The following is a 15,757-nucleotide window of genomic DNA, read 5'->3' as shown; positions in this document are numbered from 1 at the left end:
TGGAAGCGAGCGTTACTTGGCGGCTTTCAGCACGCCGCCGTCGACTTGTTCGGCCAGGTGATTGACCGCTTCGCTGATGGCGAGATCGAGCACCTTGCCGTTGAGCGTCGAGTCATAGCTCGACGTGCCGCCGAAGCCGATCACTTCGCGGTTCGACAAGCTGAACTCGCCCGCGCCCTGGCTCGACGTCACGACTTCCGACGTGGCGATATCGACGATATTGAGGCTCACTTTCGCGTAGGCCACCTGCGTCTTTCCACGGCCGAGAATGCCGAAAAGTTCGTGGTCGCCCACTTCCTTGCGGCCGAACTCGGTGACGTCGCCGGTGATGACGTAGTTCGCGCCGCGGATCGTCTGCGCCTTGTTCGCGTAGCCGGCTTCCTGCTTCGTTTCACCGAGATTGTCGCGGTCCAGCACCGCGAAACGGCGGCTCTGCTGCAAGTCCGTGACGAGAATGGTTTTGGCCTGACTGCCGAGGCGGTCGACGCCGTCCGAGAACAGGCCGCGCCCATAAGTCGAGCGATTATCGAATTTGCCGATCGCGACGGGCACTGGCTTGCCGGCGAAGGGCTTCTGGGCGCTGGCGACTTCAGGCACCGCCAACGCGCGCGACGCCTCGGTCGCGCATCCGCTCAGGATCGCTGTTGCAGACGCGATGACAAGCGTCAAGCGTCCTTTTGTCAATTTCATTGATTGCCTCAAAAACGTCGGAAAGTTATATCGACTGCCTATCAGCAGACGATTTCAAAACGCCGACGATTATTTGGCATTTCAAAATTTTCGAGAGGAAGAAAATTCCTAAAAATAACGGCGACTGCATCCGCAGCCGCCGTCTCGGCAAGTCGGGTTGTCGCTGATCAGGCCCGCTCCAGCACCGCCATCTCCCGCACGACCACGAGCAGCATCGACAAGCTCGCGCCGCCGCTCGCGCGCAATTCCGCCAGAAGACGCGTGTACCGGTCGAGCGCGGCCTCCCGCTTCGCGCGCCAGCTTTCGACGATCACATCCGGCGCATCGATGCCGCGCGACTGCTCCAGCGCGCTCACCGTCAGCGCGCGCTTGAGCCGCGCGAGTTCCTCCAGCGCCGCGGCGCGCGCGAGCAGATCCCAGTGCGTCGCGATCGGCAGCGCCATCGCCCGTTCGGCGATGCCGCGATAATCCAGCAAGGTGCCGATGCCGAAGTACACGCTCGCGACGAGTTCCAGGCTGCGCTCCGAGCATGCCGCCACTTCCGCGCTGTCGAGCACCGCGGTCGCGATCTCGCCGCTCGCCACGCGCGCCGCGAGCGTGCTCTCGACGCCCGCATCCTCCAGTTCGCGCCGGCGCGCATACCACGCGTCGAGTTGCGTCGCGGGCAAGAGCGCGGGCAGTTGCGGCGCGAGCCGTTGCGCCGCCTCGCGGCAACGCGCGAGCAGGCCCCTCGCCTCGGCCGTTCCGGTTCCGTTGTGCTTCAGATGGCGCAGGAACCACAGCGACGTATCGTCGAGCAGACGCACGACCTCCACGAACATGCGCGCCTGCACTTCGTCCGCGACGATATTGTCGAGCCCGTCGATGCTGCGCCACAGATCGTCGAGATCGAAGACGTCGCGCGACATCAGCGCCGCGCGCACGATATCGCTCGGGCGCGCATCGGTCTCTTCCATCAGCCGATGCACGAACGTGCAGCCCACGCGGTTCACGAGCGCATTGGTCAGATGCGTCGCGAGGATTTCGCGTTTCAGCGGATGGCGCTGCATCGTCTCGCTGTAGCGCTGCTGCAAGGGCTTCGGGAAATAGTCGGGCAGCATGTCGGCGACGAGCGCATCCTCCGGCACGTCCGATTCGAGCAGTTCGTCGTACAGCCACATCTTTCCGTACGCGAGCAGGACGGCGCGTTCCGGCGACGTCAGCCCCGACTTCGCCGCCGCGCGCTCGGTGATCTCGTCGTCGTTCGGCAGAAACTCGATGCGCCGCTTCAGACGCCCCGCGCGTTCGAGATAGCGCATCATGCGCGCCTCGGCGTCGAGCGTTTCGGCTTCGTGGCGCTTGGCGATCGAGAGCGCCTGCGTCTGCGCGTAGTTGTCCTTCAGCACCAGCAGGCCGACTTCATCGGTCATTTCGGCAAGCAAGGCGTTGCGCTGCTTCTCGGTCATCTCGCCGTCCGCGACCACGAGACCCAGCAGAATCTTGATGTTCACTTCGTGATCCGAGCAATCGACGCCCGCGGAATTGTCGATCGCATCCGTGTTGATGCGCCCGCCCTTCTGCGCGAACTCGATGCGCCCCAGTTGCGTCAAGCCGAGATTGCCGCCTTCCGCGACCACTTTCACGCGCAGCTCCGCGCCGTTCACGCGCACCGCGTCGTTGGTGCGGTCGCCGACCTGCAGATGCGTCTCCGCGGTCGACTTCACATACGTGCCCACGCCGCCGTTGTAGAGCAGATCGGCTTCGGCGAGCAGAATCGCGTGCATCAGCTCGTTCGGCGCGAGCACCGCCGCGCTGATGCCGAGCGCCGCCTGCACTTGCGGCGAGATCGGAATCGACTTCGCCGTGCGCGGATACACGCCCCCGCCCGTCGAGATCAACGATGCGTCGTAATCGGCCCAACTGGAGCGCGGCAGCGCGAACAGCCGCGCGCGCTCCTCGAAGCTCTTCGCCGTATCGGGCGTCGGATCGAGAAACACATGCCGATGATCGAACGCCGCGATCAGCTTGATATGACGCGACAGCAGCATGCCGTTGCCGAACACGTCGCCGGACATGTCGCCGACGCCCACCACGGTGAAATCGGTCGTCTGCGTGTCGAAGTTCATTTCGCGGAAATGGCGCTTCACCGACTCCCATGCGCCGCGCGCGGTGATGCCCATTTTCTTGTGGTCGTAGCCGACCGAGCCGCCCGACGCGAACGCGTCGTCGAGCCAGAAGCCGTATTCGTGCGCGATCGCGTTCGCATAGTCGGAGAACGTGGCCGTGCCCTTGTCGGCGGCGACCACGAGATACGGGTCATCCGGATCGTGCCGCACGACATCCGGCGGCGGCACGATGCCCTCGGGCGTGCGGTTGTCGGTCACGTCGAGCAGGCCGCGCAGGAACATCTGATAGCACGCGACGCCTTCGGCGAGAAACGCCTCGCGATCCGTCACCGGCGGCGGATTCTTCACGACGAAACCGCCCTTCGATCCCACCGGCACGATCACCGTGTTCTTCACCATCTGCGCTTTCATGAGGCCGAGCACTTCAGTGCGGAAATCCTCGCGCCGATCCGACCAGCGCAGCCCGCCACGCGCGACGCGCCCGCCGCGCAAATGCACGCCCTCGACGCGCGGCGCATAGACCCAGATCTCGAACATCGGCTTGGGCTCGGGCAGGCCCGGCACCTTCGACGGATCGAGCTTGAACGAGACATACGGACGCGCCTCGCCGTTCGCATCGCGATGAAAATGATTCGTGCGCACCGTCGCCGTGATGACGCCGAGAAACTGCCGCAGAATGCGGTCTTCGTCGAGATTGGGCACTTGATCGAGCGCCGCTTCGATATCGGCGAGCACGCGTTCGGCGGCCTGCTCGCGATCTTGCGCGGACCCGCCGCGCGCCGGATCGAAGCGCACCATGAAAAGCTGCAGCAGCTTCTTCGCGATCTGCGGATTGCCGATCAGCGCGCGCTCGATATACGCGTCGCTGAACGTAGACCCGACTTGCCGCAAATACTTCGCGTACGCGCGCATAATCGTCACGTCGCGCGAGCCGAACTGCGCGCGCAGCACGAGCCGGTTGTAGTCGTCGTTCTCGATCTCGCCCGACCACACCGCCGCGAACGCGTTCTCGAAGAGCGGCTTCACGCGATCGATATCGAACTCGACATCGTCCTGCAATTCCAGCCCGAAATCGTGGATCCACGCGTTCGGCGCGCCCGTCGGCTCGATCAGATACGGACGCTCTTCATCGACACGCACGCCGAGGTGCTCCAGCATCGGCAGGCTGTGCGACAGCGCGATCGGGTCGCCCGCCCGGTACACCTTGAAGCGAAACGCGCGCTTGCCCGCTTCGATCGGCCGGTAAAGACTCATCGACAGGCCGCCGGGGCGCGTATGCGTCGCCTCCATCAGCTCGATGTCGCGCACCGCCGTGCGCGCCGGATAATCCTCGCGATAACCCGCCGGGAACGAATCGGCGTAACGCTGCAACAGCCGATTGCCGGCTTCTTCGCCGTGACTGTCGATGAGCGCATCGGCGAGATCGTCCTGCCAGCGGCGCGCCACCTGCACGATGCGCGTTTCGAGTTCGCGCGTATCGACTTCGTGCATCGCGCCGCGCTCCGCGCGCACGACGATATGAATGCGCGCGAGCGGCGACTCCGAAAGCAGCGGCGTGAACTCGATGCTCTTGCCGTTGAACGCTTCCATCAGCACGCGGCTGATGCGGCGGCGCAGGTCGGTGTTGAACTTGTCGCGCGGCACGAACACGAGGCACGACACGAAACGGTCGAAGCGGTCGCGCCGCACGAAGAGCCGCGTGCGCTGATGTTCCTGCAGGCGCAGCACGCCGAGCGCGATTTCGAAGAGCGTGTCTTCGTCGGCCTGAAACAGCTCGTCGCGCGGATATTGCTCCAGCACGCTGATGAGCGATTTCGCCAGATGCCCTTTCTCCAGAAAGCCCGCGCGCCGCACGATGTTCGCGCACTTGCGCCGCACGATCGGAATCTCGGAGGTCGGCACGAGATACGCGGTCGAGGTGTACAGCCCGAGAAAACGCCGCTCGCCGATCACCTTGCCGTCCGGCGACGTGCGCTTCACGCCGACATAGTCGAGATAGCCCGGCCGATGCACGGTCGCGCGCGAATTGGCCTTCGTCAGAAAGATGGGCGCCGCGCTCTCGATGATCGCGGCCGCGCCCGGCGGCAGCGGCGTGAGGTCGCCCGCAGACGGCGCGCGCAAGGTTTCGCGCAGAATGCCGAGCCCCGAGCCCTGCACGCCGCGCAGCGCGAAACCGCCTTCGTGCCCCACGAGTTCGTAATCGCGGCAGCCGAGGAACGTGAAATGATCCGCGACCATCCATTCGAGGAACGCGCGCGACTCGATGCCGTCGGGCGTCGTGTCGCGCGTTTTCAGATCGCTGATCGCGACGCGCGCCGACTCGGTGACTTTCGGCCAGTCTTCGACCGCCGCGCGCACGTCGCCAAGCACGCGCGCGATGTTCTCGCGCACTTCGTCGAGCCGCTCGCCGTCGCTGCAGCGGTCCACTTCGAAATGGATGAAGGATTCGAGCTGCGAGTCGCCGTCGCCCGCTTCGGCGTGGCCCTGCCCGATGCGCTCGATCTCGCCCGCATGCGCGCCCTTGCTCGCGCGCCACACGCGAAACACCGGATGAATCGCCGAATGCAGCGCGAGGCCTAAGCGATTGAGCTCCATCGTCACGGAATCGACGAGAAACGGCATGTCGTCGTTCACGATCTCGACGACCGTATGATCCGAGTGCCAGCCATGCTGCTCCAGATTCGGGTTGTAGACGCGCAGCACCTCGCGCCCGCCCGCGAACTTCTGCGCCGTCTGCCAGTGCGCCATCGCGGCGCCGTAGAGATCGGCGACATCGCGGCTCGCGATGTCTTCCACGTCGACCTGCTCGTAGTAATAGCGAAGAAGCGGCTCGATGACCTCGTAGGTCGCTTCCGGCAATCGTCCTCGCGCGAATTCGAGGAGATCCTTGATGAGGTGTTCGACCCGCGCTTCGTTCTTGACCAGCATGGTGTCCTCCCGAGGCTTTCGGTTGCGATGCGGTTACGGCACGCTCTTCGAATCAAGGAGATTATGCGCCGGAGCGGGCTTTTGGCCGCGCGTCGGGCATGTGCGGTTGCACAAAGGCGGTGCGCGCCTGTCGGGCTAAGATAGCCGCGCCGTGTGATCTTTGCGCGACACGCGCTATCGGCTATTGTCGATGAAAGCCCGAAAGGAGAGCGCCATGCAGCAGGATCAGCAGAAGGTCGTCACCGTGCGGCCGCAGCAGGAAGTCGCCACCGCGGTGCAGCGTCTGCCGTATTTCATCGGATTGTCGGCGCAGACGGCGGGCACGCGCGGCCTGTCGATGCATCTGGTCGTCGTGCCGCCGGGCGGACAGGCCGAGCCGCACGTGCATGTCGGCTACGAGACGGGCATCTATGTTCTGGAAGGACGCATCGAGACGCGCTATGGACCGGGGCTGGCCGAATCGGTCATCAACGAGCCGGGCGATTTCGTCTTCATTCCGCCCGGCGTGCCGCATCAGCCGGTCAATCTGAGCGCGACGGAACCGGCGCGCGCCGTGGTCGCCCGCAACGACGCGAACGAAGCGGACCGCGTCGTGCCCTACGATCCGCGGGAAAACGATCAGTAGCCGGATGCGCCGGACATCGGCATATCGACGTAGCCCGTGTCCGAAAAGCGCGCGCCGCCGAGCATGCCGCCCGCGAGCTTGCCGCGCACGGCGTAGGACACTTTTTTGACCGTGTCGCCGGTTGCGAAGCCCAGCGCCTGGAGCGCGACCGAAAACGCCGATACGGTGACCGGCACCGAGACGACCAACTCGCCGAAGCGCGGCACCGAGCCGCGCTGATCGCTCACACCGCTCGCGAACGGGCGGCCGTTGAGGTCGAGATCGAGCGCGACACCGTCGAAGTCGATCGGCGCGTCGTTCGGATTCTGCACGCGCAGCTTCACGGCGAAGCGCATTTCCAGCCCCTGCCCTTCGAGCGGCTCGATGCCCGCGACCGTCACGCGCATCGCGTCGCGATTCAGGAAGCCCGCGCAGCCGCCGAGCGCGAGCATCGCCAAGATTGCGGCGCAGAACAGGAAGAAGCGCTTTGTCATTCGATTCGATTGCATGAGAACGAGACTCCTCGCGATGGTCGGGCTAGATGCGCAGCGCGTTCAGCAGCATGCGGCCATAGGCATGATGAAACCAGACATCGTCGACGACGAAAAGCGCCGCGGCCCACGCCGCCGCCACGATGATCAGATCGCAATGTCCGCTCGTCCACAGATTGAGCGAATGGCGCGAGGCGATCCACGGCACGCCGAGCGGATTGGGCCAGTCCGCGAACAGATGCATGAGGCCGCCGCAAGCGAAGCCGAACGCGACCGGCGCCGCCGGATGCCGCCCGAGAAAATGATACGAGACCGCGAGCAGCGCCGCCCAGCCGATGCCCCAGTGCGTGAGCGTGCGATGCGTGATCCACAGCTTGCGCGCGCGCGTCCACCATGCGACTTCGAGCCAGTCCGGCGCGGTTGCGCCTGCAACGCCTGCGAGCAGCGCGAGCACGCCCGCGAGCAAATCCGCCCGCGCCGCCGAAACGGGATGCGTGACGACCGCCGCCGCGATGATGCCCGCGGCCCATCCGGTCGCGTGATGCGCCTTGCTCGATGCCATGAAGAAACCCGCGTCGTCACCCTGGTCAGGAAAGCGCGCATGTTCGCATGGCGTGCGCAATTGGGGCCGGGCTGAAACATAAACTTACGGAAATGCGCGCGCCGAAACAGGCTCTGTGATCACAACGGCGGCGAGGCGGCGTGCGGTTGACTAAAATGTTTCCTAGATTGCTGCGCAATTCCCGCTGCGGACGCTCATCCGAGCGCCCCACGCCCGCCTGCGCATTCAGGCATTGAACGTATTCATCTGAAATTGGCCGTCATGCAACACCTGAAATACCTGAGCGCTTACCCGAACACGCTTCAGGACAAGGTGCGCCGACTGATCGCCCAGCAACAGCTGGGCACTTATCTCGACGCGCGATACCCGAGCAAGCACGCGGTCCAGTCCGATCGCGCGCTTTACGACTATTGCTCAGACCTGAAGCAGGAGTTTCTGCGCGTCGCGCCCGCCATCGACAAGGTTTTCTACGACAGCAAGCTCGATGTGCTGCGTCACGCGCTCGGTCTGCATACCGCGATTTCGCGCGTGCAGGGCGCGAAGCTCAAGGCGAAGAAGGAAATCCGAATCGCTTCGCTCTTCAAGGACACGGCGCCCGAGTTTCTTCGGATGATCGTCGTGCATGAACTCGCGCACCTGAAGGAAAGCGATCACAACAAGGCGTTTTATCGGCTCTGCGAGTTGATGCAGCCTGGTTATCACCAGATCGAATTCGATTTGCGGCTCTATCTCACGCATCGCGATCTGCTCAAGACGAAGGCGGCGTAAGCGCGCATCAACGCGCCCAGGCGAGCGCCGCCGCGTAGCCGGGCGGCGCGGCAAGCGAAACGGCGTCGAACGCGCCGGCGCTGCGCGTGAGCGCATAGCGGACGCCATCGCGGGGCAGCACGGAAAAGCCGGTCAGCGTTAGCACGCCGCCGCCAATGCCGTCGCCGTGCGCCTTCAACACCGCTTCCTTCGCCGTCCAGCAGTCGAAAAATCCGCTGCTTCGCGCGGCTTCGGGCAGGGCTTCGATTTCGCGGCGGTCGCTCTCGGCGAGAACCGCGGGGGCGAGTTCGCGCCAATGGAAGGACGGTGGCGCTTCCTCGATATCGACGCCCACGCGTCGTGCACGCGATATCGCGATCAATCCAAATGCGCCCGAGTGCGACACGTTGAAATCGGGGGCGTCGGGTTGCGAGAGATAGGGTCTGCCCTTTTCGCTGGCGGCGAGAACGAGACTCGCGGCGTCGCGGCCCGTCTCGGCGGCGAGCAGATGGCGCAGCGCGCAGCGCATCGTGGCGAAGCGCGCGGCGTCCGCGTGGCGCAAGAAACGCGCGGCGCGGGCGCGTTCGTGATCGTTCAGCGATGCGTAGGCTGCGCCGTCGATTGGGGCGGTCAGGTCCAGGGCGATGCGCCACACACGGATGTCGGCGGGCGCATCGGCGGGGAGCGGTATGGCGTGTAGGTCGAACGCGGACGTCGTTTCGGTCATTGGGGTGCGTATTGCGCCTCGCCATTGCCGAAGGACCAGTTCTCCTTCTTCACTTCGACGAGACTGATGAACACATCCTCGCGCCGCAGTTTCAGCCGTTCGTGCAAGCCATCCGCGACGGCCTGATAAAACGCCTTCTTCTTTGCGAGATCGCGGCCTTCGTTGAGCGTGACCTGAATCACGATGCAATCGTCCGTGCGGCTGATGCCGAGGTACGTGCGATCGAGGATCAAATCCGTCGCCCCATGCTCGGTGATGATCTGAAAGCGATCGTTCTCGGGCACGTCGAGCGTCGTGCGCATCGCGTCGTACACCACCTCGCCAATGGCCGCGCGATACGCGCTCTCCTTGCCCTTCAGCAGATCGATTCGAACAAGCGGCATGCGATTCTCCCCGTCAATTGATTCAACGATAATCCGGATGCAGCAGCAATTCCGGCACGCCCGCGCGATCCACATACACGACGGCGTTCTGCCCGAACGCGGTCATGAGCGCATCGGCGGCGCCGGGCGTCGCGCCGAGCACGAAAAGGCTCGTTTCGGCGCTCCAGATGTTCACCGGATCGACGCCTTCGCCCGGCAGCGCGCGCAGTCCCATCTCTCCTACGCGTTCGATCAGGCTGCGCTGCCGCGCCGCGTTGTCTTCGGGCGCGAGCACGTGGCCGAACGGATTAAAGGCCGTGACGAACACCGCGCTCTCCGCGTCATGCTGGAGCAGCAAGGACACGACCGCCGCATTCGCCGCGCCGATCTTCATGTCGATACGCGGCGTTGCATCGATTCGATAGATCGCCGCGCGATACGCATCGAGCGTCGCTTCAGGCAGCGCGCGCTTGCGACCGAGAACGATCGGCTCGCCGTGCGGCGTGCTGCGCGCGGCTTCATCCCATTCGACGCGCCTGCGCGCGAGCAGGGTCGCGCTCACGCAGCCCTTTTCGGCGCTGAGACGCTCCAGCGCGCTCAGCCAGTGCGCGTAATACGTGTCGCCGTGGTCAGGATCGCCGGAGGCCTGCGCGTCGCTGATCGCGACGCTCAACGCATGCGCCCATTCCTTCCACGTGAAGACGCCGCGCTCGTGCAGCGCGAGCGTCATCGCGAAGGCCTGCGCTTCCCACGGCGCGCGAAATACGGGGCCGTCGCCGTCGAAAGGCAGTTCGGGCAGCGCGGCGCGCAGGTCGTGCAGCTTCGATTCGTCGCGGGTCATTCGAGATACGGCTCCCAGCAATCGACGCACACCGACGACGCCGTCGTGTCCGCGCCCCACAGTTCCTTCGCATCGAAACGCACGGTGTAGAGCCAGTGCGGATGCTCGCCGTGGCCAAGCGCGTTTTCATCGGGAAACACATGCGTGCCGCGCACCGCGATAATGTGTCCCGCCTTGCCGCGGCAATAGCGCGGCAGACGCGTGTGCGTCGGCGGGTTGATGAGCTTCGTGCGGACTGCGTCGCCGACCGCAAAGCGCGCGGGCGCGCTCGCCGGACGATCGACCGGCGCGCCGCGCAAGAGCGCCGCGCTCACGTCCGCCGCCTTCATCACGCGCACGTTCGGCTTCGCGGCGGATTGCGCGTGACCGCTCGCGATTTCATCGGCATTCGCGAGGCCTTTCGCGATGAGCAGCTTCTGCAAGCCCGCGAACCATATTTCGTAATAGCTGCTGCCGAGATACTGCGCGGGCGGCAGGCTTTCGCGCGCCGCGCGCGACGTGTCGATGTTCCACTGCCCGGTCGCGCCCATCGCAAGCGTGACGGCCAGCACGCGCCGCTCCCACTCCGCGTGAAACGGCGATGCGCCCGGCGCGTCGCACGCATCGATCTCGATGGGACCGAATGCCTGCATGCCGCCCATGTCGTGTGCCGCGTTCATGCCGATGCTCCCGCTAGCTGCGACGGCGCGAGCGCGAGGCCCGTGCCGATCATCGAATCGCGCGTGACCAGATTCGCGAGCGCGTCTTCGTCGAGATGATCGGCGCCCGCGGGCCGCATCGGTACGACGAGATAGCGCACTTCGGCGGTCGAATCCCACACGCGCAGCTCGACGCGCTCCGGCAGCACGACGCCAAAATCCTTAAGCACGCCGCGCGGATCGATCACCGCGCGCGACCGGTAAGGCGCGGACTTATACCAGACCGGCGGCAGGCCGAGCACCGACCAGGGATAGCACGAGCACAGCGTGCAGACCACCATGTTGTGCACGTCCTCCGTGTTTTCGAGCGCGACCATGTGCTCGCCCTGCCGTCCGGTGAAGCCGAGCGATGCGATGGCGGCGGTGGCGTCGTCGAAAAGCCATGCGCGATACGACGGATCGCTCCACGCTTTCGCGACCACGCGCGCGCCGTTGCGCGGCCCGACCTTGTGCTCGTAGGTTTCGATGAAGACATCGAGCGCCTGCGGATCGACATACCCCTTCTCGACCAGCAGCGATTCGAGCGCGCGCACGCGCAGATCCATCTCCGGCAGCGCGCTGCCTTCGTGTTCGTGTTCGTGTTCGTGTTCGTGATGATGCGGATGATCGTGGCTCATGAGCGGGCTCGCGAGTGGCACAGACGTCACACGTTACCGGAGCGGGCGCGCGCGTGCAAACATCGGGCGCGGGGCGAGCGTACGACGCCTATACTTGGATCAGCGTCTCATGCGAGGAGGAAGCCATGACACGCAAGTACATCGACTGCCGCGAATGCCCGAGCGATGTGAAGTGCAGCATCGTTCTTTCCGCCGACACCGAAGACGAGCTGATGGAAGCGGCCGTGCAGCACGCGATGAGCGTGCATCAGCACACCGACTCGCCCGAGTTGCGCGCGCAACTGAAGACAATGTTCCACGACGGCGCGCCACCGGCCTGAACGCCGGCCGCAGCGCCTTCGCGCGTTCAGCCGAGTTCGAAAGTCGTTACGCCGAACACGTTCGCAAGCGGCACATCCGGGGCCGCTCGCGTGTACATGCGCGCCGTTTCGAACACGCTCTGCATGTCGTGTTCGACGGCCAGCGCGACGGCGGCGGGATTGCTCTCGGGCACGTCGAGGAACACGGCCTCGCCCGGCACGCCCGACACCAGCGCGCGATACAGCGCACGGGCCGTCGGCAGATCGTCGGCGAAAAGCGGTCCGATCTTGTGGCCCGTGCCACAGCGGCGAATCACGGCGAAGCCGCGCACGCTGTCGCCATCGATCGCGATGCAGGCACGCGCGTGCGCCTGCGGTTGCGCCAGCCACGCGCGCAGGAACGCGGCGCGCTCGCATGCGAACATGCGCGTGTCGTAGTCGAGCAACCGATCGAAGGGAACGCTTAGCGCGTCGGCGATCGTCACGCCATCGACGGGTTCGTCATCCGCCAACGCGACGCCCTCGTAGCGCACGTTGCGATACGCCAGCACGAAGCCGGATTTCCGATAGTTCGGCTGTTGCGCGAGCACGCCGTCGAGCCCGATATTGCGCGCGCCGAGATACGTCATGCCCTCTTCCCACAGGCGCATGCCGAAGCCCTTGCCGCGCCATGCCGGGCTGACGATATAAAGACCGATGAAGCCGAACGCATCGCCGTATGCGACTGCCGAAATGCAACCAATCGGCGCGCCGTCCCACGTGCCGACGAAAAAGCCGTGCGGATCGGCGGCGAAGAACGAGCGTGCGTCGTCGAGGCCTGGGTTCCAGCCTTCGCTGGCGGCCCAGTCGAGCGCGATATCGGCATCGCCGGGCGTCATGCGGCGCACGCCGAAGCGCAGATCGTCGGGGGTGGCGCGGTCGGGACAAGGAACGGACGACATGTCGGGCGCCTCGGTCGGAACGAAGGTGCGTTCAGTGTCGCGCGTTTTTGGTGCAGGGGAAAGATGCGGCGAAGCGCGGGAACAACGGAAACCTGCGGAAACAGCGGGAAAACCTCGGGGCGAACGCGGCCGCCCCGAATCAGGAGTAGCCTTGCCGGCGCTCGCTGCGGCTGAAACTCTGACGCGAGCGCCAGTCTTCCGAGCGCAGCACGTGCTCGCCGTCCTCGCGCGCCTCTTCCTCCGAATCGAAGCCTTCGTCGCTATACGCGACGACCTTCATTCCGCCGCCCGCCTCGCGTTCGACGGTAATGCCCCAATGCCACCCGCCTTCCTGCTGGAAGACGTGCAGCGTCGGCTTCGACGATGTGGTCAGTTCCATATGTGCGGCTCCTTCGAGCGGACGCCCGTAACGCTTACCGGCCCCCGTTCAATGAAACGCTCCTTGCTTACCGGCGTTTTGATTATTCGTGTCGATGCTTCCGGGCGGCCGAGCCGCCATCCAGAAACAGCATACGCAATGGGATGCTGCGTTGCAACACGAGGTTTCCCTAGGCGTGGCGTCGAAGGCACGCGGCTCACAAGAATTAACAATAAAAACGTGACTGTTACCTGCAATAACACGCGAGATGGCGGAAATGACGCCATTCGGTCAGGTTCGTGCCCGTTTCACTCGCCCTCCCAGTAATCGAGCGAATCGCTTGCCCGAAAGACGGCGCGCAGTCCCTTGATACCCGGTTCGTCGGCCACGAGCACGGCCTGCCGGCCGGTATCGGGATACTCGACCACTTCGGGCGTTTGCATTGTGCTGATCGCAAGGTAGCGCAGCGTTGCTTCGCTCGTGTTGATGATCTGATGCGCCGTTTCGGAATCGCCCGGCGGGCACGCGATGATATCGCCGGCGCGAATCGCGTGCGTCTCGCTGCCGATGCGCACCTCGCCCTCGCCTTCGACGACGAAGGACATCTCTTCGTTCACGCGATGGTGATGAAACGGAAATGCCCGCTTGCCCGGCTCCAGCACGATGAGGCTGTAGCCGAGCTTCTTCGCGCCGAGCATGCCGCCGATACGCGCGATGCGCGGCGCGAAGCGTTCGGCGGCCGGGCCTGTCGGAGCGAAGGCCGGCGGCAGCGGTTGCGGTTCCAGCGTGTCCAGATTGACGATCGGTGGCTTCATGGTCGGCTCACGTGAGGTTGGGAAGTCACGCGCGTGTCATACGTGTGTCACACGCACGCGTCGTCGCTCGATCTTCGTCGAGCCATGCTGCGATGGTCCGGCACGTCCAGTCCGCGTCGTCGTGCGGCAGATCGTGTCCGGCCGACGGATGCACCGCATGCGACGCGCGCCACTGCCGCGCAATGCGGAGGGAACATGCCGGATCGACGAGTCTGTCGGCCGCCGACGCAAGCAGCAGCACCGGACAGCGCGGCGCATCGCGACGCGCGCGAAAACGCGCCGCCGCCGCGAGTTGCCGCACAGCGTTCATCGCGCTCGCACCGCGCGCGCGCCGCAGCCGCGCCCAGTGCGCGATGTCCGCGTCGAACGCATCGCTTCGATTGCATGTCAGGCGATGAATCAGCGCTTCGCATCGTTCGGGTTTCGACCAGTTCATCGCGATGCGAACGAGCGTGGGCCATGACGCGGGGCGCAGTCGCTCATGGACGCGCGCAAACGGACGCATGCTCGTATTGATCAGCACGAGCCGCTCGATCTCTCCGGGATGCCGCTGCGCCCACGCGGTCGCGGCCATCGCGCCGAGCGACATCGCGATGACGCGGTACGGCGCGCGCACATTCAGGGCGGCGGCGCGTGCGCGCACGAAATCGGTCATCGCTTCGACGGACGACGGCGCTTCCTGCGCATGTTCCACGCCGTTGCCCGGCAGATCGATGCACACCGCCCGCTCGCCCGCGCCGATAAGCCCGTGCGCGGCCAGCGCCGTCTCGAACGCGCCCCAGTGCTCCGCTTCGCGCGTGAGTCCGCGCAAGAGAATCCACTGACTCATGACACGCCCGTGCCCTGCCAGTGTTCGCGCGCGCGGCGCATCACTTCGTCGCGGAAATCGCCGCTCGGCAGCCAGCGGCGCGAAGAGAACGCGGCGCGCGTGAGGAAATCGAAATAGTTCGGATGACGCCGCAACACGCGCCGCGTCCGATGCGCCTTGATCGGATTGAAAATGCCCAGCCGCGAGAACACTTGCATCGGGTTCTTGCGAATCCAGCGCCAGGAGCCGAGTTCGAGCGTCATCGGCAGAAAAATGTTGGGCGGGCGCGAGCGGTCGTACGCGAAGTCCCACAAGTCGCCGTGCAGCAGATATTGATGACTCTGCGGCTCGAACGCGTAACCGTGATGCGGATACGACTCCTCGAACATCGTCTTCAGCAGAAACATTTCGGGCAGATGCGCCATTTGCCGCTCGGTGCGCGCGTAGGGAAACCAGATGCTGTCGTCCCAGCCGAAGCCCGAATGGCAGTCGAGCGCGAAGCTGAGCGGCCGCGACATCAACTGCTCTTCGACGAGCGACAGGAGCGCCGCGCTTTCGACCTCCATGCGGCCGTCCGCCGCGCCGCGATACCACGGCAGCCACGGCCCGATGCGCTGGCCGCCCGCGAGAAACGGCACGCGCCCTTCGGCGCTTTGCGGCGCGTTGCGCATCAGATCGACACCGTTCGGATTCGCGCGCGTGCGCGCGAACATGCCGCCGGGATTGACGATCGGCATGAAGATGAGCCGGATCGCGCTCAATTGATGATGCAGCGTGTCGTCCCATTCGAGCCGGCGCAACAGCGCGCGCATGTATTCGAGCACGAGTTGCGTGCCGATGCATTCGAGTCCATGAACGCCGCCGAAAAAACCGATGGCGGGCGCCTGCGGATCGTCCGAACCGATCGATGCGCTCAGAAGCGGAAACGTATGCTGTTGCGCGCGCACTTCGCCGATCGTGCGCCACGCGAAACGCGCGCCGCCCGCGACGCGAATCGCGTTCAGTTCATCCATCTCCGGAAAACTGCTCGTGACGGCAACGCCCGACGTGCTCATGACTGCGCCTGTTTATCGTGGTTTCTTTTTCGTGACTTATCTCAGGCCAATGGTTCTGCGCCGTGCCGGCATCCCGCCCGAAGCCACCGAGTATAGGACGGGGAATGCG

17 protein-coding genes are annotated in these 15,757 nt (G+C 65.1%); 3 read left to right on the top strand and 14 right to left on the bottom strand.

From position 1 onward, the window contains the following. Positions 1 to 12 precede the first annotated feature (12 nt). Both LY284_RS21795 and LY284_RS21790 read right to left on the bottom strand, forming a co-directional pair. Entirely contained in the window at positions 13 to 690 is a 678-nt protein-coding gene (locus tag LY284_RS21795; protein WP_014251094.1) for a CsgG/HfaB family protein, read from the bottom strand. A gap of 167 nt (positions 691 to 857) precedes the next feature. Beyond that, entirely contained in the window at positions 858 to 5,723 is a 4,866-nt protein-coding gene (locus LY284_RS21790; protein ID WP_233387959.1) for an NAD-glutamate dehydrogenase, read from the bottom strand. Between the two features lie 214 nt (positions 5,724 to 5,937). Here LY284_RS21790 and LY284_RS21785 point away from each other — a divergent pair, with 214 nt between their 5' ends. Then, a complete protein-coding gene (locus LY284_RS21785; protein WP_082378106.1) occupies positions 5,938 to 6,348 on the top strand; it encodes a cupin domain-containing protein in 411 nt (136 codons plus the stop codon). Here LY284_RS21785 and LY284_RS21780 read toward each other — a convergent pair. Beyond that, complete coding sequence (locus LY284_RS21780) at positions 6,342 to 6,836, bottom strand: LEA type 2 family protein (protein ID WP_233387958.1); 495 nt, start codon at positions 6,834 to 6,836, stop codon at positions 6,342 to 6,344. The two genes, LY284_RS21785 and LY284_RS21780, sit on opposite strands and share 7 nt — an antisense overlap. A gap of 28 nt (positions 6,837 to 6,864) precedes the next feature. Then, positions 6,865 to 7,380: a metal-dependent hydrolase gene (locus tag LY284_RS21775; protein ID WP_014251098.1), complete on the bottom strand. Its 516-nt coding sequence runs from the start codon at positions 7,378 to 7,380 to the stop codon at positions 6,865 to 6,867. Between the two features lie 261 nt (positions 7,381 to 7,641). On the opposite strand from LY284_RS21775, the gene LY284_RS21770 reads away from it, so the two are divergent. Then, complete coding sequence (locus LY284_RS21770) at positions 7,642 to 8,148, top strand: M48 family metallopeptidase (protein WP_014251099.1); 507 nt, start codon at positions 7,642 to 7,644, stop codon at positions 8,146 to 8,148. A gap of 7 nt (positions 8,149 to 8,155) precedes the next feature. Here LY284_RS21770 and LY284_RS21765 read toward each other — a convergent pair whose 3' ends face one another. The 5 genes from LY284_RS21765 to nthA are packed head-to-tail and all read right to left on the bottom strand — an operon-like array spanning position 8,156 to position 11,372. Further along, entirely contained in the window at positions 8,156 to 8,854 is a 699-nt protein-coding gene (locus LY284_RS21765; RefSeq protein WP_233387957.1) for a 4'-phosphopantetheinyl transferase superfamily protein, read from the bottom strand. Continuing rightward, positions 8,851 to 9,237 (bottom strand): tautomerase family protein, encoded by a 387-nt coding sequence (locus LY284_RS21760; protein WP_014251101.1) that lies wholly within the window; start codon positions 9,235 to 9,237, stop codon positions 8,851 to 8,853. The genes LY284_RS21765 and LY284_RS21760 overlap by 4 nt, the downstream gene beginning before the upstream one ends. A 22-nt stretch (positions 9,238 to 9,259) precedes the next feature. After that, positions 9,260 to 10,057 (bottom strand): nitrile hydratase accessory protein, encoded by a 798-nt coding sequence (locus tag LY284_RS21755; protein ID WP_233387956.1) that lies wholly within the window; start codon positions 10,055 to 10,057, stop codon positions 9,260 to 9,262. Beyond that, positions 10,054 to 10,716 carry a nitrile hydratase subunit beta gene (nthB, locus tag LY284_RS21750; protein WP_233387955.1) on the bottom strand — a complete coding sequence of 221 codons (663 nt, stop codon included), beginning with the start codon at positions 10,714 to 10,716 and terminating at the stop codon, positions 10,054 to 10,056. Before nthB ends, LY284_RS21755 begins: the two co-directional genes overlap by 4 nt. Further along, positions 10,713 to 11,372, bottom strand: coding sequence for a nitrile hydratase subunit alpha (gene nthA, locus LY284_RS21745; RefSeq protein WP_233387954.1), 660 nt, complete (start codon positions 11,370 to 11,372; stop codon positions 10,713 to 10,715). Before nthA ends, nthB begins: the two co-directional genes overlap by 4 nt. Before the next feature lie 125 nt (positions 11,373 to 11,497). On the opposite strand from nthA, the gene LY284_RS21740 reads away from it, so the two are divergent. Continuing rightward, positions 11,498 to 11,692, top strand: a complete 195-nt coding sequence (locus tag LY284_RS21740) for a DUF1059 domain-containing protein (RefSeq protein ID WP_014251105.1) — start codon at positions 11,498 to 11,500, stop codon at positions 11,690 to 11,692. A 26-nt stretch (positions 11,693 to 11,718) separates the two neighbouring features. Here the strand turns inward: LY284_RS21740 and LY284_RS21735 are convergent, their stop codons facing one another. The 5 genes from LY284_RS21735 to LY284_RS21715 form a co-directional block, all read right to left on the bottom strand. Further along, complete coding sequence (locus LY284_RS21735) at positions 11,719 to 12,612, bottom strand: GNAT family N-acetyltransferase (protein WP_233387953.1); 894 nt, start codon at positions 12,610 to 12,612, stop codon at positions 11,719 to 11,721. A 139-nt stretch (positions 12,613 to 12,751) separates the two neighbouring features. Continuing rightward, complete coding sequence (locus tag LY284_RS21730) at positions 12,752 to 12,991, bottom strand: DUF3622 domain-containing protein (RefSeq protein ID WP_014251107.1); 240 nt, start codon at positions 12,989 to 12,991, stop codon at positions 12,752 to 12,754. A gap of 287 nt (positions 12,992 to 13,278) precedes the next feature. After that, positions 13,279 to 13,785 carry a cupin domain-containing protein gene (locus tag LY284_RS21725; RefSeq protein ID WP_233387952.1) on the bottom strand — a complete coding sequence of 169 codons (507 nt, stop codon included), beginning with the start codon at positions 13,783 to 13,785 and terminating at the stop codon, positions 13,279 to 13,281. A 25-nt stretch (positions 13,786 to 13,810) separates the two neighbouring features. Then, the gene (locus LY284_RS21720; RefSeq protein WP_233387951.1) at positions 13,811 to 14,614 is read right to left on the bottom strand and encodes an alpha/beta fold hydrolase; all 804 of its coding nucleotides are present in this window, start codon (positions 14,612 to 14,614) and stop codon (positions 13,811 to 13,813) included. Beyond that, positions 14,611 to 15,648, bottom strand: a complete 1,038-nt coding sequence (locus tag LY284_RS21715) for a M14 family zinc carboxypeptidase (RefSeq protein WP_233387950.1) — start codon at positions 15,646 to 15,648, stop codon at positions 14,611 to 14,613. The genes LY284_RS21720 and LY284_RS21715 overlap by 4 nt, the downstream gene beginning before the upstream one ends. Between the last annotated feature and the right edge of the window lie 109 nt (positions 15,649 to 15,757).

This window comes from Caballeronia sp. PC1, from assembly GCF_021353155.1.
Lineage (GTDB): Bacteria > Pseudomonadota > Gammaproteobacteria > Burkholderiales > Burkholderiaceae > Caballeronia > Caballeronia cordobensis.
This window is presented reverse-complemented; position numbering and strand designations above follow the sequence as displayed.

Bases quoted from the DNA above. Each gene is read 5' to 3' on its own strand.
- LY284_RS21765 (WP_233387957.1), bottom strand. From the start codon at position 8,854: ATGACCGAAACGACGTCCGCGTTCGACCTACACGCCATACCGCTCCCC.
- LY284_RS21730 (WP_014251107.1), bottom strand. From the start codon at position 12,991: ATGGAACTGACCACATCGTCGAAGCCGACGCTGCACGTCTTCCAGCAG.
- LY284_RS21785 (WP_082378106.1), top strand. From the start codon at position 5,938: ATGCAGCAGGATCAGCAGAAGGTCGTCACCGTGCGGCCGCAGCAGGAA.
- LY284_RS21780 (WP_233387958.1), bottom strand. From the start codon at position 6,836: ATGCAATCGAATCGAATGACAAAGCGCTTCTTCCTGTTCTGCGCCGCA.
- LY284_RS21790 (WP_233387959.1), bottom strand. From the start codon at position 5,723: ATGCTGGTCAAGAACGAAGCGCGGGTCGAACACCTCATCAAGGATCTC.
- LY284_RS21715 (WP_233387950.1), bottom strand. From the start codon at position 15,648: ATGAGCACGTCGGGCGTTGCCGTCACGAGCAGTTTTCCGGAGATGGAT.
- LY284_RS21760 (WP_014251101.1), bottom strand. From the start codon at position 9,237: ATGCCGCTTGTTCGAATCGATCTGCTGAAGGGCAAGGAGAGCGCGTAT.
- nthB (WP_233387955.1), bottom strand. From the start codon at position 10,716: ATGAACGCGGCACACGACATGGGCGGCATGCAGGCATTCGGTCCCATC.
- LY284_RS21795 (WP_014251094.1), bottom strand. From the start codon at position 690: ATGAAATTGACAAAAGGACGCTTGACGCTTGTCATCGCGTCTGCAACA.
- LY284_RS21740 (WP_014251105.1), top strand. From the start codon at position 11,498: ATGACACGCAAGTACATCGACTGCCGCGAATGCCCGAGCGATGTGAAG.
- LY284_RS21735 (WP_233387953.1), bottom strand. From the start codon at position 12,612: ATGTCGTCCGTTCCTTGTCCCGACCGCGCCACCCCCGACGATCTGCGC.
- LY284_RS21770 (WP_014251099.1), top strand. From the start codon at position 7,642: ATGCAACACCTGAAATACCTGAGCGCTTACCCGAACACGCTTCAGGAC.
- LY284_RS21775 (WP_014251098.1), bottom strand. From the start codon at position 7,380: ATGGCATCGAGCAAGGCGCATCACGCGACCGGATGGGCCGCGGGCATC.
- LY284_RS21755 (WP_233387956.1), bottom strand. From the start codon at position 10,057: ATGACCCGCGACGAATCGAAGCTGCACGACCTGCGCGCCGCGCTGCCC.
- LY284_RS21725 (WP_233387952.1), bottom strand. From the start codon at position 13,785: ATGAAGCCACCGATCGTCAATCTGGACACGCTGGAACCGCAACCGCTG.
- nthA (WP_233387954.1), bottom strand. From the start codon at position 11,372: ATGAGCCACGATCATCCGCATCATCACGAACACGAACACGAACACGAA.
- LY284_RS21720 (WP_233387951.1), bottom strand. From the start codon at position 14,614: ATGAGTCAGTGGATTCTCTTGCGCGGACTCACGCGCGAAGCGGAGCAC.